This window comes from Mesorhizobium sp. CA15 (assembly GCF_020165215.1).
GTDB lineage: Bacteria > Pseudomonadota > Alphaproteobacteria > Rhizobiales > Rhizobiaceae > Mesorhizobium.
This window is the reverse complement of record NZ_JAIUHQ010000003.1, coordinates 39,842-64,975: the sequence shown is the minus strand read 5'-3', so window position 1 is coordinate 64,975 and position 25,134 is coordinate 39,842. Positions and strand designations below refer to the sequence as shown.

The window sequence follows — 25,134 nt, the reverse complement described above, 5'->3', positions numbered from 1 at the left end:
ATGCCAATTTGCCATCGCGAGATTGATTAATCCAACGAATGTTTTTAATCTGTAGCATCAACATCAATGATGGGTTTGACCGATGAAAGCGCCGCTCGACCTCGATCAGTTGCAAACCTTCATCTCGATCGCCGACACCGGCAGCTTCACCCGCGCGGCCGAGGAGGTGCATCGGACACAGTCGGCAGTGTCGATGCAGATGCGGCGGCTGGAGGAGCGGATCGGCAAGCCGTTGTTCGAAAAGGACGGCCGCACCAACAAGCTGACCGAGGAGGGCGAAAGGCTGCTTGCCTACGCGCGGCGGCTGATCCATCTCAACCGCGAGACTTTGGCCGCCTTCGACGACCAGCGGCTCGAAGGCACGATCCGCATCGGCACGCCGGACGATTATGCCGATCGCTTCCTGCCCGAGATCATGGCGCGTTTCTCGCGCTCCAACCCGCGCGTCGAACTGACGGTCGTCTGCGAGCCGACGCCAGGGCTGGTCGAGCACATCAAGCGCGGCAATCTCGACCTGGCGCTGGTGACGCATAACGATACGCGCGGCCAGTCGGAAGTGGTGCGGCGCGAGCCGCTTTTGTGGGTGACGTCCGCCAACCATGCCACACATGAGCAGGAAACCCTGCCTATGGCGTTCGGCCGGCCGAACTGCATCTGGCGGCGCGCGGCGGTCGACGTGCTCGACCGGCAGAACCGCGAGTATCGCGTGCTGTTCTCCAGCTTCTCGGCCACGGTGATCACCGCGGCGGTGCTTTCCGGCCTGGCGGTCTCGGTGCTGCCGGAATGCGCGCTGCGGCCAGGCATGCGCGTGCTCGGCGAGGCCGACGGCTTCGGCCAGTTGCCGGACTGCCGCATCGGCATCATGCGCGGCCAGACCTCGCAGCCGGAGATCGTCGACGCGTTGGCCCGCCACATCGCCGAAAGCCTCGACAACATTTCCGTGCCCCTCAGCGAGGAGGCGGGAAGCTTCGACTTCGCCGCCCTCGCCTTCGCCAAGATGAAGCGGGTCAAGGCGAACCAGATCATGCCTGGCTGGTAGAGTCAGGCGCGAGCGGCGGAACGTTCCCCGTTGGCAGGTGAAACACCCGGCAGCGCAAGCAGTTGGCCGGGCTCCAGCGGTGGCGACAGCAGATAGCCCTGCAACTGGCGGCAGCCCATTCCGACCAGCAAGGCCTTTTGTGCATCGGTCTCGACGCCTTCCGCGGTTACCTCGACCTTGAGCGCCTGCGCCAGCTCGATCAGTGTCTTGACGATTGCGCGCGCGCTTTCGTCCTCGTCGAGCAGGTGCACGAAAGAGCGGTCGATCTTCAACTTGTCGATCGCCTGGCGGCGCAGATAGCTCAGCGAGGAATAGCCGGTGCCGAAATCGTCGAGCACGATGCAGATGCCGGATTGGCGCAGCGCGGTAATCACCGTGCCGATCGTATCATTGTGCTCGAGCAGCACGCTTTCGGTGGTCTCAAGCTGCAGGCGACAGGGATCGAGCCCGGTTTCGCTCAGGATATCGGCGACCTGTCCGGCAAAGCCGATGTCACGCAGCTGCATCGGCGAGATGTTGACCGCGATCCAGGGCAATTCCGTCCCGGCGGCAAAGCGGCAGGCTTCGCCCAGCGCCCATTTGCCCAAATCGCCGATGAGGCCGCGCTCTTCGGCGATGGCGATGAATTGCGCCGCCGGCAAAGCGCCGTGCACTTCATGGCCCCAGCGGATCAGCGCTTCGGCCCCCAGTATCGCGCGGCCGTCGGCCGCGAAAACCGGCTGATAGGCGAGCTTGATGCCACCTTCGCCCTCAAGCGCCTTGCGGAGTTCCGATTCGACCTTTCGCTTGCGCAACAAGAGATCGTCCATGTCGCCGGCAAACAGCTCGTAACGGCCACGACCGTTCTTCTTGGCCTCGTAAAGCGCGATGTCGGCCTTGCGCAACAGCTCGTCCGCGTCGATGTCCGATCCAGACGACAGCGCAATGCCGACACTCGCGCTGACGAAGACCTGGTCGTCGATCAGCCGGAACGGCTCACGCAGCTTCAAGAGCAGCCTTTCGGCGATGTCCTCGGCGCTTCCGACGTCGGGAACGTCAAGCAGGATGACGGCGAATTCGTCACCGCCGAGCCGCGCGACGGTATCGACTTCGCGGATCGCATGCTTGAGCCGCGCAGCCGTCTGGCGCACGAGCTCGTCACCGGCCGGATGGCCGAGCGTGTCGTTGATATGCTTGAAGCGGTCGAGGTCGAGGTAAAGCAGCGCGACGCGTGTCTTGTCCCTGCTGGCGAACAGCAGCGTGCGCCGCAAGCGGTCCTCGAACAGCGCCCGATTGGGGAGGCCGGTGAGCGTGTCGTGGAAGGCGAGATATTGCGCCTGGTCCTGGCTGGTCTGCAGCGCCGTCGAGGCCCGACGCAACCTGCTCAACAGGAACACCAGCACGCCGCCCCCCAACAGCAGCGCGATCGCCAAGGCAGGAGCGATCTCGCGCACCAGAGCAAGGCCGGGCCGTAGCTGGTCCCAGCCGATATAGCCGAGGATGACGCCGCGCGAATCAACCAGCGGCACCGCGGCTGGGCCAGCCGGCTGTGACAAAGGCACCAGCCGCGCGCCATCAAGCAGGTACTTTCCGGCGATCTTGCCGATCACCGCGTTATTGATGAATTCGACCGACACATGCAGATATTCGGTGCCTTGCGCCTGACTGATCCTGTCCGAGCTCGGCAGGAGCGGCGCGACGCTGACGATCGCTGGCGCGCCATCGAGGGACACCAGATCCTCGGCCACCATTTTCGCAGGCTGGCCGTACGCATCGGTCTGCGGCCCAGCCAGCATGCGACGCAGTTTTTCGATGATTGGAAGAAGCGTGGGCTGGTCCTCGCCATAGGCGGAAGCGTCGACCACCTTGCCCTCGCGCATGGCGTGGATCGCATGATTGGCGGCGTCGAGAATATAGACCCGGTTGTGACCATAATAGGTGTACATCCAGACACTGAGATTCTCTTCGATCCAGGTCTGGTTGCCTGCCCTCACATTGATGATCGCGTCATCCCAGACCGAAACGCTTTCCTGCTCCCGCTGAACAGACGCAATCTGGTCCTTCAAACCATCGGCGATGAACATCTTTTGTCGTACGAGCGAGGCATCATCGGCCTGGCTGGTCGCGTAGAAGCCGAAGCCCACGACGATGGCTAAAGCGAAAGTGGCGAGCGTCAGCACGGTCAGCGTGACCTGACGGGTCAACGGGCTGCTGTTTTGGCGTGCGCTCATCAGGTCCCCGGCCGGCTCTTCTGGGCCTGTCAAAGCAAATCGGGCTTAAGATCGCGTTATGATATTGGCGCGGTTTCGCCGCGCTTGACGCGGGCCGATAAGCGTTCCCCAATCGCGCAATGAATGAAACAGCAACCGAATCACGCAGCAACGCCACCGAATATACGGTGAGCGAGATTTCCGGCGCGCTGAAGCGCACTGTCGAAGACGCCTTCGGCAATGTGCGGGTGCGTGGCGAGATTTCCGGCTATCGCGGCCCGCATTCGTCCGGCCACGCTTACTTCGCGTTGAAGGACGACCGCGCGCGGATCGATGCGGTGGTCTGGAAGACCACCATGGCGCGGCTGAAGTTCCGCCCCGAGGAAGGCATGGAGGTGATCGCCAGTGGCAAGCTGACCACCTATCCCGGCAAATCCAACTACCAGATCGTTATCGACAATCTGGAGCCGGCGGGCGCCGGCGCGCTGATGGCGCTGCTCGAAGAGCGCAAGCGCCGGCTGCAGGCCGAAGGCCTGTTCGATGCCGGCCGCAAGCGTCGGCTGCCTTTCATGCCCAAAGTCATCGGCGTCGTCACCTCGCCGACCGGCTCGGTGATCCGCGACATCATCCACCGCATCAAGGACCGGTTTCCGCTTCATGTGCTGGTGTGGCCGGTGAGGGTCCAGGGCGAGACGACGGCCAAGGAGGTGACCGCGGCCGTCAACGGCTTCAATGCGCTGACATGGGACGGACCCATCCGCCAACCCGATCTGTTGATCGTGGCACGCGGCGGCGGCAGCCTCGAGGACCTCTGGGGCTTCAACGACGAAGGGCTGGCGCGGGCGGTGGCGGCATCCGCCATCCCGGTGATCTCGGCCGTCGGGCACGAGACCGATACGACGCTGATCGACTTCGTCGCCGACATGCGCGCGCCGACGCCGACGGGCGCGGCCGAGATCGCCGTGCCGGTCAGGGCGGATCTGGAGGCTACCTTGGCCAGCCTTGCCGCGCGGCTCAACGCCTGCGCCTCGCGGCATCTGGAACGCAAGCGCCAGGCGGTGCGCGCCGCGGCGCGCGCGCTCCCCTCGCCCGACCAGTTGCTAGCGCTGCCGCGCCGCCGTTTCGACGATGCGACCAGCCGCCTCGGTCGCGGGCTGACGGTGAATATCGAGCGCAAGCGGGCGACGCTGGAGCGGCAAAGGCTGACGCCGGCAACCCTGTCGCGGCGCCTCAATGAAGCGCGCACGCTGACCGGCCGCGATATTGCGCGGGCGCGAGCCGCGTTCTTCGCCATCGTGCGCGAAAGGCGCACGCGGTTCAAACGCACGGCGGCAAGGCTGTCGCCGGCGCCGATCGTGCGGCGCCAGAAGCAACAGGCCGACACGCTGGCAGCGCTGTCGCGCAGGCAAGATCAGGCGACGGCGCGGCGCCTCGACCGGCTGCGCGCGGCTCTTACCCAGGCGGACCGGCTGCTTTCAACATTGTCGCACAAGGCCGTGCTGGCGCGCGGCTTCGCGCTGGTCAAGGATGCCGAAGGCGCCGTCATCAAGCGGGTCGCGGAGCTGGCGCCGGGCGCGGCGCTGCAGCTGGAATTCGCCGACGGCACTGCCGAGGCCATCGCAACCTCCGGCGGGGCGCGGCCGAAGCTGGCCGGAAAATCGCCCGCCAAGGCCAAGGAGCCAGGCAATCAGGGTTCGTTGTTCTGAGGTCTGAATGAGCGACCACGACCCGCATCTTCGCACCCCGTCGGGCAAGCCGCGCCTGCGCTCGTTCGGTATCGCGCTCGATGGCACGCCGGGCCTTTTCAACGCCATCACCGACGTGCCGGGCGTGTCGGTGGGCTACACGACGCTCATTTCAGGCGACGGCCCGCTGCAGGTCGGCACCGGACCGGTGCGCACCGGCGTGACCGCGATCCTGCCAAGGCCGGCTCAGGAACTCGCGACGCCGGTGTTCGCCGGCGTGTTCAGCCAGAACGGTAATGGCGAGTTGACCGGAACGCATATCATCGAGGAAACCGGCGCCTTCAATTTCCCGGTCACCATCACCAACACGCATTCCTGCGGCGTGACCCGCGATGCCACCTTGCGCTGGATGCATCGCGTCTTGCCGGCTGCGCTCGATAGCGGCTGGGGCCTGCCGGTGGCGGCAGAGACCTATGACGGCTTCCTCAACGACATCAACGGCCATCATGTGAGCGTCGACCATGTGACCGCAGCACTCGACAGCGCCAGCGGCGGCGCCATCGAGGAAGGCAGCGTCGGTGGCGGAACCGGCATGATAAGCTTCGGCTTCAAGGCCGGATCCGGCACCGCGTCGCGCATCGTCGGATGGCGGGACCGGCGCTACACGCTTGGTGTCTTCGTGCAGGCGAATTTCGGCAAAAGGCACAATTTCACCATTCGCGGCCGGCGTGTCGGCCCCGAATTGGCCCAGCCGGCCATCCGCGAGGGCGCGCCGCGCGCCGAAAAGGGTTCCATCATTGCCATCATCGCCACCGACGCGCCGTTGCTGCCGCATCAGATGAAGCGGCTCGCCCGGCGCGTGCCGCTCGGCATTGCCGTGACCGGGGGCTATGGCTATCACAGTTCTGGCGATATTTTTCTCGCCTTCTCGACCGCCAATGCCGAGGCCGCGCTGGCGCCTTCAGGCCGCATCGCCCGCGCGGAATTCATCCCGGACGTCGACATCGACCCGTTCTTCGACGCGGTCGTGCAAGGCGTGGAGGAAGCGATCCTCAACGCATTGGTTGCCAATGCGGATATGACGGGGCGCGACGGCAATTTCGTGCCGGCGCTGCCGAAGGAATGGCTGGAGGAAAAATTCGGCTGAGAAACGGCGCCGCCGGCCCGTGGCGGGCCGGGGTTTATTCCGGTTTGTCCGGGTTGACTTCGCTGCTGCCCTCTTCAACGGCTTCCTCGAGGCGCGACGCGATCAATTCCTGGATGTCGCCGACCTCTTCCTGGATGTCCTCCAGCAGAATGCCTGCCTCGGCGGCCTTGGCGCAGCATTCCTTCGCAAGGGTCTCGGCCTGCTTGTCGATCTTGATCGGCAAATGCTGGCATTGGACTTTCTCGCCAATCCATCCGCGCAAGAACTCGATCGCATGTTCACTCATACTGCTTTTTTCCCTAGCGGCAAAGCCGGTTGGTCGTCATGAACGTCCGCATCCCTGCAAAGGATGCATGCTCCATTCGAGCCGAGTCGGCCTCGACCGGCAAGACACCTTGTCCATGGGACAATATATCTCGCCCTAGAGACAAGAGAGCTTGCCCATGGTCCGCGGAGCCGAAGGAATGGAAGGGTTCAAGGTGCACGTTCAGATCATCGAGAGTGATGGTACCGTTGGCTGGGATCGAACCAGCGACCTCCGGATCCACAATCCGGCGCTCTAACCAGCTGAGCTACAACGGCCTGCCTGCCTGAGCTGGATCGAGGTGAAAGCTTCATTCTCCGTGATCCGCTCTGTCGTTCGGCGATGCGTCAAATACGGGCTATCGGATTCTAATTCAAGGGCCTTGATAAGGTAAACGATTGGTTTCCTCATTCGCCTTTCGTCAAGGCAAAAGAAAAGGCCGGCGGGAGGAGGTGCCGGCCTTTTCCTGTTACGAGCCAGCGGGAGGAGGTGCTGGCTGGTCACCCCGGAAATGGAGGGAGGAGGTTCCATTTCCGGGTATCTGATTGCTCAACCTATCGCACGACTATTTGTCTGACGAAATGCGACGTTTTGATGCATCGCAAGGTTGTGCGCTGAAATCAGGCGGCCTTGACGTCCTTCATCGCCTTCTCGAAGGCGCTCTTGACCGGCTTGGAGACGTCCTCGACCGCCTTGGTGGCAACGGTCTGGAACTCCTTGGCCTGCTCGACGGCCATTTCGACGCGCTTGCGCAGGAAGGAGGTCTGCAGCTCGACGACTTCCGAAAGGGTCTTGGCGCCGACCAGGGCTTCGAGGTGCGAGAAGCTGGCCTCAGCATTGGCGCGCAGCGCGGCGATGGTCTTCAGCGAAACGTCGCTGGAAACGGTCTTGGCGGTCTCGTAGGTCGACTCCAGAACCTTCTGGGTCTCCTCGGCGCCGGTCTTCAGCTTGGCATAGGCTTCCTTCGACTGCTCGACGCCCTTCTCGGCGAAGGCGCGGATCTGGTCGGTGGCCTTGGAAGCATCAAAGCTCGGGAATTCGACGTTTTCGATGGTCTCGGCGGACTTGGCAGTGGTCTTGGACATTTTCCAACCTTTCGCGGCAGCGGCTTTGACAGAAAGCCGTCTCGTTCATGTATGATGGCAATATAACGGATTTTTTGTGCATTGCAATATCTTTGCTGCACCGCACCATAAAAATCTTTCCCCTGCGTCAGCCACGAGAGCCGTTAACCAAGAGCCCAGAGATTTCGACCGATGCAAGCTTAGGCTTGTGGACCTCCGGGCCGCGGGCTTTTATTAACAAAGCGTTAACTGAAAAATGCCCGCTCCGGAGGGTTGGCCAGCGCATGCCGCCTGAAAACTACTCCTTCCTCGACGTTGCCGTGCTCGACGCGGTGCGCCAGCGCTTTGCCGCGGGTGATGCTTTGGCCATTTTGTCCGTCGACCTCGAACAGGTGATCTGGGCGAACGGTCCGGGGGCGTCGGCCTTCGGCTATCCGAATATCGAGGCCATCATCGGCGCCTCGGCGCGGCTACCGCTGATCGCCCGCCGGCAGATCATGGCGACCAGCGGTTTTCCCGACATCGGCAGCGACCGCGCCGTCACGGTGAGGCTGGCCACCGGCATGGAAAGCCGCGCCGTCGGCTTTCTGGCCAGCGCAGTGACGATGCCGGACGGCGAGGCGGCAATCATGCTGGCGGTGCCGGCGGCACAGACCACTTCGCGCAGCGCCGTCGAGATCGCCAGCCGCGCCATCGGCGGCTTTACCGAGGCCGGACATTTCATTGCCTTTGTCGACGCGCAAGGCGGGGTCGAGGCTTCCTCGGACGGCTTTGCGGCGCTCGGCATCGAGCCACGGACGTTGGCTGCCCTGGTTGCGGATGTGGCAAGCAGCGGCGACCGTATCGTCAAACGCCTCGTGCCGGGCACCGACACCGCCTACCCGGCCGGTTTTGCGCGGCTCACCGATACGCGGCACCTGCTGGTGGTGATCGACGAGGCGCAGCTCGACGACTCCGGCCAGGACGATCGGGCGGCCGCCGGCGATCAAGGAATTGCGGCGCCAGAGGCGGTCAGCGCCCCGCCGCAAGGTGAAAGCGCGGCAGTCGAGCCCGAGTCTCAGACTGTCCAGGACAGCCCAGTGCCTGCCGTGGCGGCTGGCAAAGAGGACGAGCCGGCGCCAGAGGCTCCCGACGGCGACGCACAGCCCGACGCGGAGAGCCGGACCTTGGCCGGCCAGCGGCCTACCCGGACAGACCATCAGGCCGATGCCGCCGGCACCGGCCAGCACGACCATTGGTATTTCAACGCCGGCGACGATGGCGCCGGGCATGCTCAACCGGCAGCGCCGGCGAAGGACGAGCCTGAAGGTGCCGCCGCAGCCGAAGGCCAAGATGCTGGCGACGCTGCCCGCGAGACTACCAAATCAGCCCAGCCGGGCCTGCCGCGCGACATCGACCGGTCGGCGGCCCCATTGCGCTTCGTCTGGCGCACCGACGCCGAAGGTCGGTTCAGCGCGCTGTCGCCCGAATTCGCCGACATCGTCGGCCAGCCTGCCGCCGATGTGATCGGCCGCCGCTTCAAGGATGTCGCCGCCACTTTCGGCCTCGACGCCTCGGGCGAGATCGCCGGCCTGCTCGACCGGCGCGATACCTGGTCCGGCCGCTCGGTACTGTGGCCGGTGGCCGGAACGGGTCTGAAGATCCCCGTCGATCTGGCGGCCCTGCCCGTCTATGGCCGCAGCCGCGCCTTCGAGGGTTTTCGCGGCTTTGGCGTCGCGCGCAGCGCCGACGCCGTGGTCGATCCGGAAGCGCTTGGCATGGCTCTGGTGCCGAATGCCGCTCCTGCCGGGGCCACCTCCGGCGGGGCCGACGCGTCGGGCGATCAGCCGGCAGAGCAGACGCCTCTGGAAAAGCCAAGGCCCGAAGACCCCTTCCGGGGCGAAGTGCCGGCGCTGACCATCGTGCCGAAGCCGGAGCGACGCTTTGCCGACAAGGTGATAAGGCTGGCCGAGCATCGCCAGCCGGCCAACGACAAGCAACCGGGAAGCGACACGCCGGCAAATCACAAGGGCCTGTCGATCCTCGAGCGCAGCGCCTTCCGCGAGATCGGCGAGCGGCTGCGCAAGGACAGTTCCGCCCCTGCCGAGGAACGCGCCCCCGAAGCCGACAAGCGGCCCGATGCCGCTGTTGCCAGCGAGGACGCGGCAAAGGTGAAGGAAGCGGCCAGCGAAACAAGGGCCGACGCAAGCCAGCCGCTTCCACCCGATGCGGCGGAGCACGACGATTCCGCCCAGGGCGCGACCTTGTCCACGCCGGAAACCTCGGAAGCCGACGACGCGAAGGCCGCGGAAGCGGAGACCGAGGCGGAGGACCAGGACGATCTGGCGCGGCTCGATGGCATCGATGGCGCCGCCGAGATAAACGACGCCGGCCTGGCCGAGACCTCGGCCGGTTCCGGCTCGCTGCTCAACTTTGCCGATGGAGAGAAACCCACGGAAGACGCCGGCGTCGCGCCGGTTTCCCAGAACGAGCAAGCAGAGGGCGCCCGGGAGGACGCCGAACCTGCTGCCGCGAAGCCGCAGCGGCCCGTCGAAGAGCCTGCGGCGCAGCCGGTCGCGGCCGGGCAGCCCGCCTCCGATGCGACGGCCGACGACAGCATGACCGCCGACGACTTCCGCGATGCGCAGGACAATGAGGACTGGGAAGGCTCCGATGCAGATGCCGCCAAGGCCGCGGAAGAACAGCCGGAAGAACCGGACGCGACAGCCGCGACGCGGCGACGCCTCGACGTGCCGCCGCTTAAACTTTCCGGTTTTGTGCCGTCCGCGTTTTCGACCGGAGAGGAAGCCAAGGCACCCGACACATCCATCCTCGCACGGCTGCCGGTGCCGCTGCTCATCCATTCGGGCGACATGCTGCATTATGCCAATGACGCCTTCCTCGAACTCACCGGCTATGATGCGCTGGACGACCTCGCGGATGCAGGCGGCCTGGGCGCGCTCTTCGCCGATCCTTACGCCGAGGACCCCGCGACGGACGAAAGCGACCACTCGCTGAAGCTCAAGACCCGCCAGGGCATGGAATTCCCGATCGACGCGCTGCTGCGCTCGGTGCCGTGGCGCGGCGGCAAGGCGCTGATGCTGGTGGTGCGGCGTTCCGGCGAGGACGATGCGGCGCATTTCACCGCCGCGAATGACGAGCCGGCGCTGCAGCCGGACGTGCCGGAACTGAAATCGCGCATTGCGGAGATGCGCACCATCATCGATACCGCTACGGACGGCGTCGTGCTGATCGGCCGCGACGGCAACATCCGCTCGATCAGCCGCCCGGCGGAAGCGCTGTTCGGTTTCGACAGCGACGAGGTCGCGGGCAAGCCCTTTGCCTCGCTGTTTGCCATAGAAAGCCAGCGCGCGGCGCGCGACTATCTGGCCGGGCTTTCGGAGCCGGGTGTCGCGAGCGTGCTCAATGACGGCCGCGAGGTCATCGGCCGCGAGGCGCAGGGGCGTTTCATCCCGCTGTTCATGACCATCGGCAGGCTGCCCAACGACAGCGGCTTCTGCGCCGTCGTGCGCGACATCACGCAATGGAAGCGGGCCGAGGAAGACCTGACGCAGGCGCGCGCGGTGGCCGAGCGCGCCTCCTCGCAGAAGACCGATTTCCTGGCCCGCATCAGCCACGAGATCCGGACGCCGCTCAATGCCATCATCGGGTTTTCCGAGCTGATGGTAGACGAGAAATTCGGTCCCATCACCAACGACCGCTATCGCGACTACCTGCGCGACATCAACCGCTCGGGCAACCATGTGCTCGACCTCGTCAACGACCTGCTCGACATCTCCAAGATCGAGGCCGGCCAGCAGGAGATGGATTACGAAGCGGTGTCGCTCAACGACACGCTGGCCGAGACGGTGGCGATGATGCAGCCTCAGGCCAATCGCGAGCGCGTCATCATCCGCTCCAGCTTCGCCTCGCGGCTGCCGGAAGTGGTGGCGGATCTGAGAAGCGTGCGCCAGATCGCCCTCAACATCCTGTCCAACGCCATTCGCTACACCCAGGCGGGCGGCCAGGTGATCGTCTCGACCGCCTACGAGGCCTCGGGCGACGTCGTCATGCGTGTACGCGACACCGGCATCGGCATGACCCAGGCCGAGATCGAGCAGGCGCTGAAACCGTTCAAGCAGATCAATGCGCTGAAGCGCGGACGCGGTGACGGCACCGGCCTCGGCCTGCCCCTCACCAAGGCCATGGTGGAGGCCAACCGCGCCCGTTTCGCCATCACCTCGACGCCAGGTGAAGGAACCCTGGTCGAAGTCGGCTTCCCCTCGACGCGCGTGCTCGCCGAATAACATTGCACGCGACAGCGACGGCCAAAGAAAAAGGCGTCCAAGAGGACGCCTTGAGAAATGGGATGCTGTCACAACGGGGGCTTGAGCAGAACCTCAGGGGACGAGGAACGGGATTTCTCCCTCAAGTTACACGCGACTATCAGCGTCGTCTCTTAACAAGTCCTTACCGGGCCGCGAAAAAATTTACGAATGTGTACCACCCGTGAAATCTAGGTAAATTCGCCGGACAGATTTCGTTAACCACATCGGTCAGCTTGCCAGCTGCGGCAGGTCGCGGAACAGCTCCAGCGCCTCGGGATTGGCGAGCGCTTCCTTGTTCTTCACGGCACGGCCGTGGACCACGTCGCGTACGGCGAGCTCGGTGATCTTGCCGGACTTGGTGCGCGGGATGTCGGCGACGGCGACGATCCTGGCCGGCACGTGGCGCGGGCTGGCGCCGGTGCGGATCCTGGCGCGAATGCGCTTTTCCAGATCCTCGTCCAGGGTCACGCCGGGGGCGAGCCGCACGAACAGCACGACACGGACATCATTGTCGAAATCCTGGCCGATGCAGAGCGCCTCGAGGATTTCCGGCATCTGCTCGACCTGGTTGTAGATCTCGGCCGTGCCGATCCTCACGCCGCCCGGATTGAGCGTGGCATCGGAGCGGCCGTGGATGATCATGCCGCCATGTTCCGTCCATTCGGCGAAGTCGCCGTGGCACCAGACATTGTCGAAACGCTCGAAATAGGCGGCGTGATATTTCTTGCCTTCGGGGTCGTTCCAGAAGCCGATCGGCATCGACGGGAAGGCTTTGGTGCAGACCAGCTCGCCCTTCTCCTGCCGGACAGGCTTGCCGTCGTCGTCCCAGACGTCGACCGCCAGGCCAAGGCCAGGGCCCTGGATCTCGCCGGTCCAGACCGGCTCGGTCGGCACGCCGAGCACGAAGCAGGAAACGATGTCGGTGCCGCCCGAGATCGAGGCCAGGTGCACGTCCTTCTTGATGCCGTCATAGACGAAGCGGAAATCCTCCGGTGACAGCGGTGAGCCGGTGGAGGAGATGGTGCGCACGCTCGACAGATCGTGGCTCGCGATCGGCTTCAGACCGGCCTTGCGAACCGAATCGATGAATTTGGCCGAAGTGCCGAAATAGGTCATCTTCTCGGCATCGGCGAAATCGAACAGCACATTGCCGTCCGGGTAGAAAGGCGAGCCGTCATAGAGCAGCAGCGTCGCGCCGGAGGCGAGGCCCGAGACCAGCCAGTTCCACATCATCCAGCCGCAGGTGGTGAAATAGAACAGGTGATCCCCGTCGAGCAGGCCGGCATGCAGCCGATGCTCCTTGACATGCTGGATCAGCGTGCCGCCGGCCGAATGAACGATGCATTTCGGGATGCCGGTCGTGCCCGAGGAAAACAGGATGTAGAGCGGATGCGCGAAGGGCAGCCGCTCGAAGCTGACGGTCTTCACCGCAAAGGGCGAGAGCGCATCTTCGAGCGCGGCTGCCTTGTCGATGGTGGCGGCGACATCGCTCGAGGTGCCGAGATAGTCGACGATCAGCACCTTGCTCAGGCTTGCCAGCTTGTCGGCGACAGCGCGGATCTTGTCGGCCACCTCGATCGCCTTGCCGTTGTACCAATAGCCGTCCGGCGCGATGAAGACGACCGGCTCGATCTGGCCGAAGCGGTCGAGCACGCCCTGCTCGCCGAAATCGGGAGAGCATGACGACCAGACCGCGCCGATCGAGCTTGCCGCCAGCATCGCGGCGATGGTTTCGGGCATATTCGGCATCATGGCGGCAATGCGGTCGCCGGCCTTAACGCCGAGCGACAGGAAGAGCTGCTGCAGGCGCGAGGTCAGCGCGTGGAGCTCGTTCCAGGAGAGCCGCCGCTCGACCTTATCCTCGCCGCGAAAGACGATCGCCTCGCCGGCGCCGGTTTTCTGCAAAAGGTTCTCGGCGAAATTGAGCCTGGCGTCGGGAAAGAAAGCTGCGCCGGGCATCCGCTCGCCGTCGACGAGGCGCCGCTCGCCCTTGTCGCCGACAAGCGCGCAGAAATCCCAGACCAGGTCCCAGAAGGCTTCACGGTCGTCGATCGACCAGCGATGCAGTTCGGCATAGCCGGAGAAAGAACGCGCAGCCTTTGCCTCCGCGTCCTTCCTAAACGCGGTTATCGGCGCTGCGTCGATCCGCTCCTGCGTCGGGGTCCACAAAGGTGTGTCGGCGGCCATGATCGCTCCTCCCAAAGCGTCGCGTTCGAGCCAGTTAAGCCCAACGTCGCATATGCCATCGTCCCAGAAACGGCGTGCGATTGCGGATCGGGATCGTGCAGCCCGCTTATGCATATTGCGGCGCAGCAGAGCAAGATTTTGTTCGGGCGACCTATGGCGGCCGCTGTGCAAATGCCATCGCAAGGCCATAAAGACTTGAAAAGCGTCGGCGCTCGGTTACACCCGTCGGGCGATTTGTCGGCAACGAAGGCATACGGGGCGAAATGCGATCATCTCTGATCCGGCGCGGGGTGTGGGCGATCGGCGTTGCCGTGCTCGTCATCGCGCTCGCGGTCGCGGCGCTGCCGCTGATTGCCTCGACCCGCATCGTGCGCGACCGCATCGCCTGGGAATTGAGTGCCTGGAGCGGCTTCAGGGTCACGATCGACGGCTCGCCGCGCATCGAGGTGTGGCCGAAATTCCGGGCCATCCTCAGCGACGTGACGCTGTCGCAATGGACCGAGACCGAAGCGCCGCCGGTGGTCGAGGCCGATCGCGTGGAAGTCGATCTCTCCGCCATGGCGGCCTTGCAGGGCAACGTCGCCTTCTCGACCGCCAGGCTGGTGCGCCCGACGATCAGGGTGCAGCGCACCGCCAGCGGCTTCTATCTGCCGCCGCTTCCGACCGGCGGGCGCATCACGCGCTCGATCGACGCCGCGCGCGGCGTGGTCACCGCCAACCCGCAGAAGCCGGATCTCGGCAAATTGCCATCCGATCCGTTCGGCACCGTAGAATTCCGCGATGGTCGCGTGGTGACTTCGGTTGACGGCAAGGACATCGAAATCCTGAGCAGCCTCAGCGGCCAGGTGAACTGGGAAGCGATGAACAGCGAGGCGTCGCTGACCGCGAGCGGAATCTGGCGCGGCGAAAGCTTGCAGCTCGATTTCTCCTCGGCGAAACCGCTGGTGCTGTTTGGCGGAGGGGCGGCACCCGTCACCCTCTCGTTCAAGGCCGCGCCCGCGACATTCTCCTTCGACGGAACGGCCTCGATGTCCGACAACGCCTATCTGGACGGCCAGGCGAAGTTCGCCGCCCCGTCGCTGCGGCGCGTGCTGGAGTGGTCGCAGGCAGGGATCGCGCCGGGTGCTGCGATCGGTGCGGTCTCGATCGCCAGCAAGGTGAACGCCTCGGCGGGGCGAGCGAAATTCGAGAACACCACAGTCACGCTCAACAACAACCCGGGCATGGGCGCGCTGGATTTCTCCGTCGCCGAGGGGAACCCGGTGATTGCCGGCACGCTCGCCTTCGACACGCTGGATCTCAGATCTTTCCTGTCGGCTTTCACGCCTATCGCGCCGACCGGCGAGGCCGGCCCCGGCGATATCGACACCAGTTTCGCCGACCGCATCAATCTCGACCTCAGGCTGTCGGCGGCGCATGCCATGGCGGGGCCGGTCCAGCTCGCCGACGTCGCGGCAACCGCGCAGGTCAAGAACGGTCTTGCCGTCTTCGACATATCCGACGCGTCGGCCTTCAACGGCAACATCCAGAGCAGCCTGCGCTTCGACCGCAAGCCGGAAGGCACGCAGGTCGAGATGCGGCTCCTGGCATCGGATGTGGATACGGGAGCCTTTGCCACGGCGGCGGGAATGACGCGGCTGGTGCCGGCCAGCACCGGGACCGTATCGGTCATCCTCAAGGGACCGGGCAAGGCCTGGAATTCCATTTTTGAGAATGCCGACGGATCGTTCTCGGCGACGTTCGGTCCGGGCACTATCAACGGGCTCGACCTGCCGGCCTTCCTCAAGCGCAACCAGCAAGGCGGTTTCTTCGCGCTCGACGACGTCGCCAATGGATCGCTGCCGATCGACGGCGCCGAGATCAAAGCAAGCATTTCGAAGGGCGTGGCGCGCCTGGACAAGGCCGAGATCAATTCGCAGAAATACAAGATCTGGCTGTCCGGCATCGCCTCCTATGTCGGCCGCGGGCTGGCGCTCTCGGGCGGAGTGGTGCCCAACGGACAGCCGGCGCAGCAGCCCCAGCAGGCCAACAGTCAGGCGGCCAGCCCGGCTCCCGCGCCGCCGAGCCAGCCGCTGTTCTTCGTCGGCGGCAACTGGAGCGCGCCGTTCATATCGCCGATCGCTCCCGGCGTTTCAGGCCAGTAAATGCGAGGGACGCAAAGCGTCCCCGCTTCTCGTCACGCTCAACCGCGCTGCGCGGCCTGCTCGTCGAGCTGGCGCTGGATCTCGCGCCGCTTGTTGGCGATCGAGGCGATGACGACGCCGACCGCCACCACCGCGATCAGGATGGTGCAGGCGGCGTTGATCTCGGGCGTCACGCCGAGGCGCACCTGGCTGTAGATCTTCATCGGCAGCGTGGTGGCGCCGGGACCCGAGGTGAAGCTCGCGATAACCAGATCGTCCAGCGAGAGCGTGAACGCCAGCATCCAGCCGGAGATGATCGCCGGCAGGATGACCGGCAAGGTGATCTGGAAGAAGGTCTTTACCGGCGGCGCGCCGAGATCCATCGCCGCTTCCTCCAGCGAACGGTCGAACGTGACCAGCCGCGACTGCACGACGACGGCGACGAAGCACATGGTGAAGGTGATGTGGGCGAGCGTCACCGTGACGAAACCGCGGTCGAGCCCGACGGCGACGAAGAGCAAGAGCAGCGAGAGGCCCGTTATAACTTCCGGCATGACCAGCGGCGCGAAGACCATGCCCGAGAAGAGCACACGTCCCTTGAAGCGCGTGTAGCGCGTCAGCGTGATGGCGGCGAGCGTGCCCAGCACGGTGGCGATGGTTGCGGAGATGACGCCGACGCGCGCCGTTACCCAGGTGGCGTCCATCAGGCCCTGATTGTGGAACAGCGACACGTACCATTTGGTCGAAAAGCCGCCCCAGACGGTGACGAGCTTGGATTCGTTGAAGGAAAAGACGATCAGAAGCACGATCGGCAGATAGAGGAAGGCAAAGCCCAGCACGATCGAGGCGATGTTGAAGCGGCTCCAGGTCGAGTTCATCTGCCCTGCTCCTGTGCCTTGGCCTGAGCCTGCTGGAAGAACATGATCGGAATGGTCAGCACCAGGAGCAGGATGACGGCCACCGCCGACGAGACCGGCCAATCACGGTTGGAGAAGAACTCGTTCCAGAGCGTCTTGCCGATCATCAGCGTCTGCGAGCCGCCGAGAAGGTCGGGGATGACGAACTCGCCGACGGCCGGGATGAACACCAGCAGGCAGCCGGCGACAACGCCTGGCAGCGACAGCGGGAAGGTGATCTTCCAGAAGGCGCCGGTCGGCGGACAGCCGAGGTCCTGCGCGGCCTCGATCAGCGAATAGTCCATCTTCTCCAGCGAGGAATAGAGCGGCAGCACCATGAAGGGCAGGTAGGAATAGACGATGCCGATGAAGATGGCGGTGTAGGTGTTGAGGATCACCAGCGGCTGGCTGATCAGGCCGGTGGCGAGCAGAACCTGATTGAGCAGGCCCTCGGGTTTCAGGATGCCGATCCAGGCATAGACGCGGATCAGGAATGAGGTCCAGAAGGGCAGGATCACCAGCATCAGCAAGGTCGGGCGGATCGTGGCCGGCGCCCGCGCCATGCCATAGGCGATCGGATAGCCGACGATCAGGGTAAGTATCGTCGCGATCCCCGCGATGACCAGGCTCGTCACATAGGCGTTGAAATAGAGCGCGTCCTGGGTGAGCCAGGTGTAGTTGTCGAAATTGAGCTCGCGGACGCCGGCGAAAAATCCCGAAATGCCGTCCTTGAGGCCGAGCACCGGAGTATAGGGGGGCATCGAGATCGCCGTTTGCGACAGCGAGATCTTGAACACGATGACGAAGGGGACAAGGAAGAAGAACAGCAGCCAGAGATAAGGGACGATGATGACCAGGCGGTTGACGAAGCCTGTTGCCAGCCTCGCCGGCAGTGTTGCGGTTTCGGTCGATGGGGCGGCGGTCGCTGCGATGTCCGTCATCTCAGCCTCCTACCTGGTCAACACGACGCCGGCATCGGGCCGGAAGGAGACCCAGGCGCGATCGTTCCAGGTGAGCGGATCCTCGGTGATACGCGAAGCGTTCAACGCGCTTGCCCGCACCATCTGGCCGTCGTCAAGCTTGATATGATAGACGGTCATGTCGCCGAGATAGGCGACGTCGTACACCTCGCCTTCGAGCGCGTTGACGGCATCGGCCGGCTTTTTCGAGGAGACCTTGATCTTCTCCGGCCGGATCGCGAAGACGATGTCGGAGCCGGCAGCGGCGTTGCTGCCATTGTCGACGACGATCTGCGCTCCGGTCGCGCCGGTGATGCGCGTGGTGCTTGTCATATGTTCGGCAACCTTGCCTTCGAACATGTTCACATTGCCGACGAAATGCGCCACGAAGCGCGAGGCCGGCGCCTCGTAGATCTCGGCAGGTGTCGCGACCTGCATCACCTCGCCCTTGTCCATGATGGCGATGCGGTCGGCCATGGTCATGGCCTCCTCCTGGTCGTGGGTGACGACGACGAAGGTGAGGCCGAGCTCCTGCTGCAGGTCCATCAGCTCGAACTGCGTTTCCTCGCGCAGCTTCTTGTCCAAAGCGCCGAGCGGCTCGTCGAGGAGCAGAACCTTCGGCCGCTTGGCGACCGAGCGGGCAAGCGCCACGCGCTGGCGCTGGCCGCCCGAGAGCTGGTGCGGCTTGCGCTTGGCGAACTGCTCGAGCTTGACAAGCTTCAGCATCTCGGCGACGCGCTTTTCGATATCGGGTCCAGGCATGCCCTCCTGCTTGAGGCCGAAGGCGATGTTCTTTTCCACCGTCATATGCGGGAACAGCGCGTAGGATTGGAACATCATGTTGACCGGCCGCTTGTAGGGCGGAATGCCGCGCAAATCCTGCCCGTCGAGCAGGATGCGGCCCGCGGACGGCTCCTCGAAGCCGGCGAGCATCCTGAGCAGGGTCGACTTGCCGCAGCCCGAAGCGCCGAGCAGGGCGAAGAACTCGCGCTCGAAGATGGTCAGCGACAGATTGTTGACGGCGATGAAATCACCGAACTTCTTGGTGACCTTGTCGAACTGGATATATGGCTTGGCATTCGGGTCGTTCCATGGCGCGAAATCCCTGCGGATGCTGCCAAGCGATTTCATGATCTCCACTCCGTTACTTTCTTAAAAAATCCCCAAAAGAAAGCGACCCCGGCAGTTGGCTGCCGGGGCCGCGTCGCAATTCTCACTGGCCAGTGACTATCTTGGTCCAGGTGCGCGTGATGATGCGCTGTGTCTTGGGATCGTATGGCGCAATAGTATACAGCTTTTTCATCGTCTCTTCGTCCGGATAGACCGAAGGATCTTCCAGGATCGCCTTATCGACGAATTGCTGCGAGGCTTTGTTGCCGTTGGCGTAGAGCACGTAATTCGACGATTTGGCGATGACTTCGGGCGTCATCATATAGTTGATGAATTCGAGCGCGTCGGCGACATGCGGAGCGTCCGCGGGGATCGCCATCTGGTCGAACCACATCTCGGCGCCTTCCTTGGGCACCGAATAGCCGATCTCGACGCCCTGCTTGGCTTCCACGGCGCGGTTGCGCGCCTGGAAGACGTCGCCCGACCAGCCGATCGCCAGGCAGATGTCGCCATTGGCCAAGGCGTTGATGTATTCGGACGAATGGAACTTGCGGACATAGGGCCGCACCTTCAGCAACGCCTCCTCGGCCTTGGAGATGTCATCGGGAGAGGTGCTGTTGGGATCGAGGCCGAGATATTTAAGCGCCGCGGGAATGACGTCGGTGGGAGAGTCCAGCACATAGACGCCGCAATCCTTCAGCTTGGCCAGCTTGTCGGGATTGAAGAAGACGTCCCAGCTGTCGATCTTGTCGGTGCCGAGCGCGGCCTGCACCTTCTTGACGTTATAGCCGAGGCCGACCGTGCCCCACATGTAGTTGACCGAATATTCGTTGCCCGGATCGTATTTGGCGGTACGCTCGGAAATGACATCCCACATGTTGGAGATGTTGGGCAGCTTCGACTTATCGAGCTTCTGGAACACGCCTGCCTGGATCTGGCGCGCCAGGAAGTTGGCGCTCGGCACGACGACGTCATAACCACTGCCGCCGGCAAGCAGTTTCGTCTCCAGGATCTCGTTGGAATCGAAGGTGTCATAAACGACCTTGATGCCGGTCTTCTTGGTGAAATCGTCGATGATCGAGCTGTCGATATAGTCCGACCAGTTGTAGACGTTGACGACGCGGTCTTCGGCGTGGCCGCTTATTGTGAAAAGCGTCAGAAATGCCGACGTCGCCGAAAGCCAAAGCGCTTTGCGGATCATGGTGTTCTCCTTTGGTGGGTGTTCCCTTGCCGGCTCGTCGCGATATGGCGGGGCGGCTTTGGTTTGAGAGTATTGAGCTTTCCGGAGAGCGACAAGCGTGAACTCTCCACGCAAGGCTCGGTAACGGCATCAGGGTTCGAGACATTTTGGCCTCCCCGGCGAGGCACCCGGGCGGCGTCAACGGCATTCACCGTGGCGTATTGAGAGCTATGACGATGCAGTCCGGTCCTGAGCGGGCCGGCGGAGACACTTGGCAAGATACGCCTGTCTTGTTGTTGCCGTAGTTGCAGCCTGCCCGCCCGGCAACTGGGTTGTCAATGGGGGAGGCTGCCTAAAGCGCGTCACGCTGAAAGGGATTTAGGCGAAGCGCTTTAAGTCTTTGTTTTGATGCATGTCGCTCTCCCAAAACCGCTGCGCACTTTTGGGCGACATGCATTAACGTCAATTGGGCGACGGCAGGCCGGTTACGCCGGGACGTGCAGGCCGCGCCTGTCGCTTGAACTCCAGACCGATGTGGACGAGCAGCGCCGTGACGACGACCGCACCGCCGATGATGGTGCGCACCGACGGCACTTCGGAATGGACAAGCCAGACCCAGATCGGCCCAAGGATCGGCTCGAAGGTGCCGAGCAGCGCCGCGATCGCCGCCGGCACCAGCCGCGCGCCCATGGCGAAAAAGGCGAGGCCGACGCCAAGGTTGATGACGCCAAAGGCAAAGAGGAAGCCCATGTCGCGCCCCGACACCGCGAATGCCGAGGCCTGGGAAGCGGCGAACGCACCGGCGAGCAACGCGCCGAGACAGGTGGCCGGCACCATGCGCACATGGGCAAAGCGCCGGGTGATCACGGTCGCGAGCGAAAACATCACCGCGATCAGCAGTGCCAGGCCGTCGCCGATCGGCGAGACGGCGCCGCCCAGGGATTCGGAAACCATGATGGCGACGCCGGCGATAACGGCGGCAATGGCGATCCAGGTGGCCGGAGCGACCCGTTCGCGAAACAGCAGCCAGGCAAGGAGCGCCGCAAGCAGCGGCACGCCGGCCTGCATCAGGAGGATGTTGGCGACCGTGGTGTAGGCAAGCGCCACCACGAAGCTGGTCGAGGCGGTGGCGAAGCAGAAGGCGACGCCAAGGCCGGGCAGTCCCATGTGCCGAAAGAGCTTCAGGGTGCCGCGCCAGCCGTCGCGCCACAGCATGAAGGCGATCAGAAAGGCCACGGCCCATAGCGAACGCCAGAACACCACGGTCCAGCTGTCGCCGACATGTATGAAACGGGCGATGGCGCCGCCGAAGCTCCACATAAGCGCCGAAAGGAAGACCAGGAGCATACCGATCCGCTCCTCGCGCGGCGAGACGGCCGGCAAGGCAGTGGAGGACGGGGCGCCGGGTGAGGCGGTATCGGTCATGGACATGACTGTCAGCGAGTTGCGTTCGATGCAGCAAGGACAACAAGACTTGTGTCTTAGACGACAGAACTGTGCCTCAGAAAGAATTGTGCCTCAATCGCGTAGCGCAAAGACGCCGGTCCGGCGTGATCCAGCACCCGGCGAGACTTAGGACACATCCGCCGATGTCATCCCTGGAAATCGAAGGCGCTGAGACCCGTCACCATCTCGTCGAGGCCGAGCGGGCGCGTCACCGGCGGCTCGGCGCGCGCAAGGCAGCCGATCCGCTCGCAGAGCCTGCAGGCGGGGCCTACCGGCGTGGCGAAGCCTTGCCCGGATTTGCCGGCGGCTCCGACCGGTAGCGCCGCGCCATAGACGATCTCGTCGCGGAAGCCGATGTCGCAGCCGAGCAGGAGCGCGGTGCGACGCGGCCGTTCGGAGAAAGCGCCCTGCGGGCCCTCCAGCGTGCGGGCGATGCAAAGGAACTCGGCGCCGTCGGGCATCTCCACCGCCTCCACCAGGATCTGACCCGGCTGCGAGAAGGCCGCATGGATGGGAAGCTTGGGGCAGCCGCCGCCAAAGCGGCTCTGCGGATAGCCCTGGCTGCCGGCCTTGCGGAAGCGGTTGCCAGCATTGTCGACTTCCAGCATGAAGAACGGCACGCCCGACGCACCCTGCCGCTGCAGCATGGTCAGCCGGTTGGCCGCCTGTTCGAACGAAACGCCGAAGCGGGAGCGCAAGACGTCGATGTCGTAGCGGGCGCGAACGGCGGCGGCATGGAAAGCCTGATAGGGCATCATTAGCGCATGCGCGGCATAGCGGCCGAGCTCGAAGCGAGCGAGCCGGCGGGCCTCGTCGGTACCGAGCTTCAGCGCCTGGATCTCAGCCGCGATGGCTACCGACATGCGTATGAGGCTCGCCTCCATCGCGACTTCGCGCAATTGGTCGAAAGGCGACAGCCGCTCGGACAGGAAGAGACGCTGCGAATGGCGATCGTAGCGGCGGCGCCAGTTGGGCATGGTGGCGACCGGCAGCACCTTGACGACGATGCCGTGCTCGCGCCTCAGCCAGGCTTTGAGCGCGCCGAACAGATCATCACCGGGGTCGAGGACCGATGTGAAAGCCTCCGCCTCCTCTTCCAGCGAAGCGAAGTGGTTCGGCCGGCGCTCAAACACGTCATGGACTTCGTCGGAAGGCATGCGGGTGCCGGACAGCGCGGTTGCCCTGCCCTCCTTCGCCAGAAGCTGGTTGAGGTCGGACAGGCGCTCGGCCTGCTCGCGATAGGCGCGAAAGAGTTTCACCATCGCCGCCGAAGCGTTCGGCGCTGTTTCGGCGAGGTCGATCAGTTCCTGATCGCCGGGCAGTTCGCCGGCAAGAAGCGGATCGCTGAAGGCTTCGCGCAAAGCCGCGATCGAGCCTTTTGTCTCTCCCTGCAATTCATGCGGATCGACCTTGTAGACGGAGGCGAGCTTGAGAATGAGCTGCACCGTCAGCGGCCGCTGGTTGCGCTCGATCAGATTGAGATAGGATGGCGAGATGCCCAGCCCTTCGGCCATCGCCGTCTGGGTCAGGCTCCTGGCGTTGCGCAGCCGGCGCAGCCGCGGCCCGGCGAAGATCTTCTGGTCGGCCATCCCTGCCATCCTTGACAAGAATTTACATTGACATCGAGTCCGGCGCTCGCCTCGCTCTTTTACAATCGTGACAAATTTACAGAGCTGACTTGTCAATGGCAACACAGCTTTTCCTTTATTTTCCGAGGCATCTTGCGGTTTTTCTAGGTGCCTTTCGCGCTGCAATGTAAAGGATGTCATACGCAGGACGTCGCAGAACATGCCTTTGCGATGCAGCGCTGACGCAGTTCCCAAACGATCCGGAGTGACCAATGACCGATTTTTACAACCTCGTCCCCTCCGCGCCGGAAGGCCGTTTCGACGGCATCGAGCGCCCCTACTTGCCGGAGGATGTGAAGCGGTTGCGCGGCTCCGTGCAGATTCGCCAGACGCTGGCCGAGATGGGTGCGAACCGGTTGTGGAAGCTCATCCACGAGGAGGATTTCGTCAATGCGCTGGGCGCGATGTCGGGCAACCAGGCCATGCAGCAGGTTCGGGCCGGCCTGAAGGCGATCTATCTCTCGGGCTGGCAGGTGGCGGCCGATGCCAACACCGCCTCGGCGATGTATCCAGACCAGTCGCTTTACCCGGCCAATGCGGCGCCGGAACTGGTCAAGCGCATCAATCGCACCTTGCAGCGCGCCGACCAGATCGAGACATCCGAAGGCAACGGGCTGTCGGTCGAGACCTGGTTCGCGCCGATCGTGGCCGACGCGGAAGCCGGCTTCGGCGGCCCGCTCAACGCCTTCGAGATCATGAAGGCCTTCATCGAGGCGGGCGCCGCGGGCGTCCACTATGAGGACCAGCTGGCGTCGGAAAAGAAGTGCGGCCATCTCGGCGGCAAGGTTCTGATCCCGACCGCGGCGCATATCCGCAACCTCAACGCGGCGCGCCTTGCAGCCGACGTGATGGGCACGCCGACGCTGGTCGTGGCGCGCACGGACGCAGAGGCGGCGAAGCTTTTGACCTCCGATATCGACGAGCGCGACAGACCTTTCGTCGACTACGACGCCGGCCGAACGGTCGAGGGCTTCTACAATGTCAGGAACGGCATCGAGCCTTGCATCGCGCGCGCCGTGGCCTATGCGCCGCATGCCGACCTGATCTGGTGCGAGACATCGAAGCCGGATCTGGCGCAGGCCAGGAAATTCGCCGAGGGCGTGCACAGGCACCATCCGGGCAAGCTGCTCGCCTACAATTGCTCGCCGTCCTTCAACTGGAAGAAGAACCTCGACGACGCGACGATCGCGAAGTTCCAGAAGGAGCTCGGCGCGATGGGCTACAAGTTCCAGTTCATCACGCTCGCCGGCTTCCACCAGTTGAACTTCGGCATGTTCGAGCTGGCGCGCGGCTACAAGGATCGCCAGATGGCCGCCTATTCGGAACTCCAGGAGGCCGAGTTCGAGGCCGAGGCCCACGGCTATACGGCGACCAAGCACCAGCGCGAGGTCGGTACCGGCTATTTCGACGCCGTGTCGATGGCGATCACCGGCGGCCAGTCGTCGACCACCGCCATGCATGAATCGACCGAGCACGCCCAATTCAGGCCGGCGGCCGAGTAACGGATAACAACCAGAGGAAACGCCCGCAGGGCATCTACATCGAGGAGAAGAGCGATGGCATCGATAAGCCGCGTCAAGGAAAGGGCAGAAGAGCAATCGAGCGCGATGAGCGTCGACCAGCAGGCGACGATCCGCATGCTCGCCAACGATCTGCACAGGCTAAACCAGTCGGTCATGAAGGCAGTCGAGGCCGGCGTCTCGGTGGAGCTGGTGCGTTCGGCCAGGCACCATGGCGGCGACGGCAACTGGGGAGACCTTTTGATCCCGGTGATCGTTACCCAGCAGAGTCATACTTGACGTAACGTCAACAGTCTCGGCGATAGTCTTCCGCGCGCTATACCTCCGGGAGACTATCGCATTTTTTCGAT

At 64.0% G+C, this 25,134-nt stretch carries 17 protein-coding genes and 1 tRNA gene; 7 read left to right on the top strand and 11 right to left on the bottom strand.

Translation table 11 applies throughout. The annotated features are described in order from the left end of the window. The first annotated feature begins 82 nt into the window (after positions 1-82). Positions 83-1,039, top strand: coding sequence for a LysR substrate-binding domain-containing protein (locus LB515_RS06895; protein ID WP_224707200.1), 957 nt, complete (start codon positions 83-85; stop codon positions 1,037-1,039). A gap of 2 nt (positions 1,040-1,041) precedes the next feature. On the opposite strand, the gene LB515_RS06890 is transcribed toward LB515_RS06895, so the two are convergent. Next, complete coding sequence (locus LB515_RS06890) at positions 1,042-3,249, bottom strand: putative bifunctional diguanylate cyclase/phosphodiesterase (RefSeq protein WP_224707199.1); 2,208 nt, start codon at positions 3,247-3,249, stop codon at positions 1,042-1,044. 119 nt (positions 3,250-3,368) lie between these two features. Here LB515_RS06890 and xseA point away from each other — a divergent pair, with 119 nt between their 5' ends. Both xseA and LB515_RS06880 read left to right on the top strand, forming a co-directional pair. Continuing rightward, on the top strand, positions 3,369-4,934 hold the full coding sequence (gene xseA / locus LB515_RS06885; protein WP_224707198.1) for an exodeoxyribonuclease VII large subunit: 1,566 nt from the start codon (positions 3,369-3,371) through the stop codon (positions 4,932-4,934). Positions 4,935-4,941: 7 nt separating this feature from the next. Beyond that, positions 4,942-6,060, top strand: coding sequence for a P1 family peptidase (locus LB515_RS06880; protein ID WP_224605865.1), 1,119 nt, complete (start codon positions 4,942-4,944; stop codon positions 6,058-6,060). A 34-nt stretch (positions 6,061-6,094) separates the two neighbouring features. Here LB515_RS06880 and LB515_RS06875 read toward each other — a convergent pair whose 3' ends face one another. The 3 genes from LB515_RS06875 to LB515_RS06865 all read right to left on the bottom strand — a co-directional run bounded on the left by LB515_RS06875 (position 6,095) and on the right by LB515_RS06865 (position 7,449). Continuing rightward, a complete protein-coding gene (locus LB515_RS06875) occupies positions 6,095-6,346 on the bottom strand; it encodes a DUF768 domain-containing protein (protein ID WP_095769952.1) in 252 nt (83 codons plus the stop codon). Positions 6,347-6,565: 219 nt separating this feature from the next. Further along, positions 6,566-6,642, bottom strand: a tRNA-His gene (locus LB515_RS06870). A 342-nt stretch (positions 6,643-6,984) separates the two neighbouring features. Continuing rightward, positions 6,985-7,449, bottom strand: a complete 465-nt coding sequence (locus LB515_RS06865; protein ID WP_095769951.1) for a phasin — start codon at positions 7,447-7,449, stop codon at positions 6,985-6,987. 263 nt (positions 7,450-7,712) lie between these two features. Between LB515_RS06865 and LB515_RS06860 the strand changes: the two genes are divergently transcribed. Beyond that, positions 7,713-11,714: a PAS domain S-box protein gene (locus LB515_RS06860; protein WP_224707197.1), complete on the top strand. Its 4,002-nt coding sequence runs from the start codon at positions 7,713-7,715 to the stop codon at positions 11,712-11,714. Between the two features lie 249 nt (positions 11,715-11,963). Here LB515_RS06860 and LB515_RS06855 read toward each other — a convergent pair whose 3' ends face one another. Beyond that, positions 11,964-13,922, bottom strand: a complete 1,959-nt coding sequence (locus LB515_RS06855) for an acetoacetate--CoA ligase (RefSeq protein ID WP_224707196.1) — start codon at positions 13,920-13,922, stop codon at positions 11,964-11,966. 263 nt (positions 13,923-14,185) lie between these two features. Here LB515_RS06855 and LB515_RS06850 point away from each other — a divergent pair, with 263 nt between their 5' ends. Beyond that, the gene (locus LB515_RS06850) at positions 14,186-16,066 is read left to right on the top strand and encodes an AsmA-like C-terminal region-containing protein (RefSeq protein ID WP_224707194.1); all 1,881 of its coding nucleotides are present in this window, start codon (positions 14,186-14,188) and stop codon (positions 16,064-16,066) included. Between the two features lie 38 nt (positions 16,067-16,104). Here the strand turns inward: LB515_RS06850 and LB515_RS06845 are convergent, their stop codons facing one another. The 6 genes from LB515_RS06845 to LB515_RS06820 all read right to left on the bottom strand — a co-directional run bounded on the left by LB515_RS06845 (position 16,105) and on the right by LB515_RS06820 (position 23,225). Next, positions 16,105-16,923, bottom strand: a complete 819-nt coding sequence (locus LB515_RS06845) for an ABC transporter permease (RefSeq protein ID WP_224707193.1) — start codon at positions 16,921-16,923, stop codon at positions 16,105-16,107. Continuing rightward, entirely contained in the window at positions 16,920-17,882 is a 963-nt protein-coding gene (locus tag LB515_RS06840; RefSeq protein WP_224707192.1) for an ABC transporter permease subunit, read from the bottom strand. The genes LB515_RS06845 and LB515_RS06840 overlap by 4 nt, the downstream gene beginning before the upstream one ends. A gap of 9 nt (positions 17,883-17,891) precedes the next feature. After that, entirely contained in the window at positions 17,892-19,031 is a 1,140-nt protein-coding gene (locus LB515_RS06835; RefSeq protein ID WP_224532450.1) for an ABC transporter ATP-binding protein, read from the bottom strand. 82 nt (positions 19,032-19,113) lie between these two features. Next, positions 19,114-20,211 (bottom strand): polyamine ABC transporter substrate-binding protein, encoded by a 1,098-nt coding sequence (locus LB515_RS06830; RefSeq protein WP_140839470.1) that lies wholly within the window; start codon positions 20,209-20,211, stop codon positions 19,114-19,116. 441 nt (positions 20,212-20,652) lie between these two features. Beyond that, positions 20,653-21,615 carry a DMT family transporter gene (locus LB515_RS06825; protein ID WP_224707502.1) on the bottom strand — a complete coding sequence of 321 codons (963 nt, stop codon included), beginning with the start codon at positions 21,613-21,615 and terminating at the stop codon, positions 20,653-20,655. Positions 21,616-21,782: 167 nt separating this feature from the next. Next, the gene (locus LB515_RS06820; protein ID WP_224707191.1) at positions 21,783-23,225 is read right to left on the bottom strand and encodes a short-chain fatty acyl-CoA regulator family protein; all 1,443 of its coding nucleotides are present in this window, start codon (positions 23,223-23,225) and stop codon (positions 21,783-21,785) included. 251 nt (positions 23,226-23,476) lie between these two features. Between LB515_RS06820 and aceA the strand changes: the two genes are divergently transcribed. Both aceA and LB515_RS06810 read left to right on the top strand, forming a co-directional pair. Continuing rightward, the gene (gene aceA / locus LB515_RS06815) at positions 23,477-24,766 is read left to right on the top strand and encodes an isocitrate lyase (RefSeq protein WP_224707190.1); all 1,290 of its coding nucleotides are present in this window, start codon (positions 23,477-23,479) and stop codon (positions 24,764-24,766) included. A 54-nt stretch (positions 24,767-24,820) separates the two neighbouring features. Then, positions 24,821-25,063 carry a hypothetical protein gene (locus LB515_RS06810; protein WP_027168360.1) on the top strand — a complete coding sequence of 81 codons (243 nt, stop codon included), beginning with the start codon at positions 24,821-24,823 and terminating at the stop codon, positions 25,061-25,063. Positions 25,064-25,134 lie beyond the last annotated feature (71 nt).

What these genes read in the sequence shown, in the direction of transcription:
- LB515_RS06850 (WP_224707194.1), top strand. Translation starts at nt 14,186, where the DNA reads ATGCGATCATCTCTGATCCGGCGCGGGGTGTGGGCGATCGGCGTTGCC.
- LB515_RS06835 (WP_224532450.1), bottom strand. Translation starts at nt 19,031, where the DNA reads ATGAAATCGCTTGGCAGCATCCGCAGGGATTTCGCGCCATGGAACGAC.
- LB515_RS06840 (WP_224707192.1), bottom strand. Translation starts at nt 17,882, where the DNA reads ATGACGGACATCGCAGCGACCGCCGCCCCATCGACCGAAACCGCAACA.
- LB515_RS06855 (WP_224707196.1), bottom strand. Translation starts at nt 13,922, where the DNA reads ATGGCCGCCGACACACCTTTGTGGACCCCGACGCAGGAGCGGATCGAC.
- LB515_RS06865 (WP_095769951.1), bottom strand. Translation starts at nt 7,449, where the DNA reads ATGTCCAAGACCACTGCCAAGTCCGCCGAGACCATCGAAAACGTCGAA.
- LB515_RS06820 (WP_224707191.1), bottom strand. Translation starts at nt 23,225, where the DNA reads ATGGCCGACCAGAAGATCTTCGCCGGGCCGCGGCTGCGCCGGCTGCGC.
- LB515_RS06830 (WP_140839470.1), bottom strand. Translation starts at nt 20,211, where the DNA reads ATGATCCGCAAAGCGCTTTGGCTTTCGGCGACGTCGGCATTTCTGACG.
- LB515_RS06845 (WP_224707193.1), bottom strand. Translation starts at nt 16,923, where the DNA reads ATGAACTCGACCTGGAGCCGCTTCAACATCGCCTCGATCGTGCTGGGC.
- LB515_RS06880 (WP_224605865.1), top strand. Translation starts at nt 4,942, where the DNA reads ATGAGCGACCACGACCCGCATCTTCGCACCCCGTCGGGCAAGCCGCGC.
- LB515_RS06810 (WP_027168360.1), top strand. Translation starts at nt 24,821, where the DNA reads ATGGCATCGATAAGCCGCGTCAAGGAAAGGGCAGAAGAGCAATCGAGC.
- LB515_RS06825 (WP_224707502.1), bottom strand. Translation starts at nt 21,615, where the DNA reads ATGACCGATACCGCCTCACCCGGCGCCCCGTCCTCCACTGCCTTGCCG.
- aceA (WP_224707190.1), top strand. Translation starts at nt 23,477, where the DNA reads ATGACCGATTTTTACAACCTCGTCCCCTCCGCGCCGGAAGGCCGTTTC.
- LB515_RS06890 (WP_224707199.1), bottom strand. Translation starts at nt 3,249, where the DNA reads ATGAGCGCACGCCAAAACAGCAGCCCGTTGACCCGTCAGGTCACGCTG.
- LB515_RS06860 (WP_224707197.1), top strand. Translation starts at nt 7,713, where the DNA reads ATGCCGCCTGAAAACTACTCCTTCCTCGACGTTGCCGTGCTCGACGCG.
- LB515_RS06875 (WP_095769952.1), bottom strand. Translation starts at nt 6,346, where the DNA reads ATGAGTGAACATGCGATCGAGTTCTTGCGCGGATGGATTGGCGAGAAA.
- LB515_RS06895 (WP_224707200.1), top strand. Translation starts at nt 83, where the DNA reads ATGAAAGCGCCGCTCGACCTCGATCAGTTGCAAACCTTCATCTCGATC.
- xseA (WP_224707198.1), top strand. Translation starts at nt 3,369, where the DNA reads ATGAATGAAACAGCAACCGAATCACGCAGCAACGCCACCGAATATACG.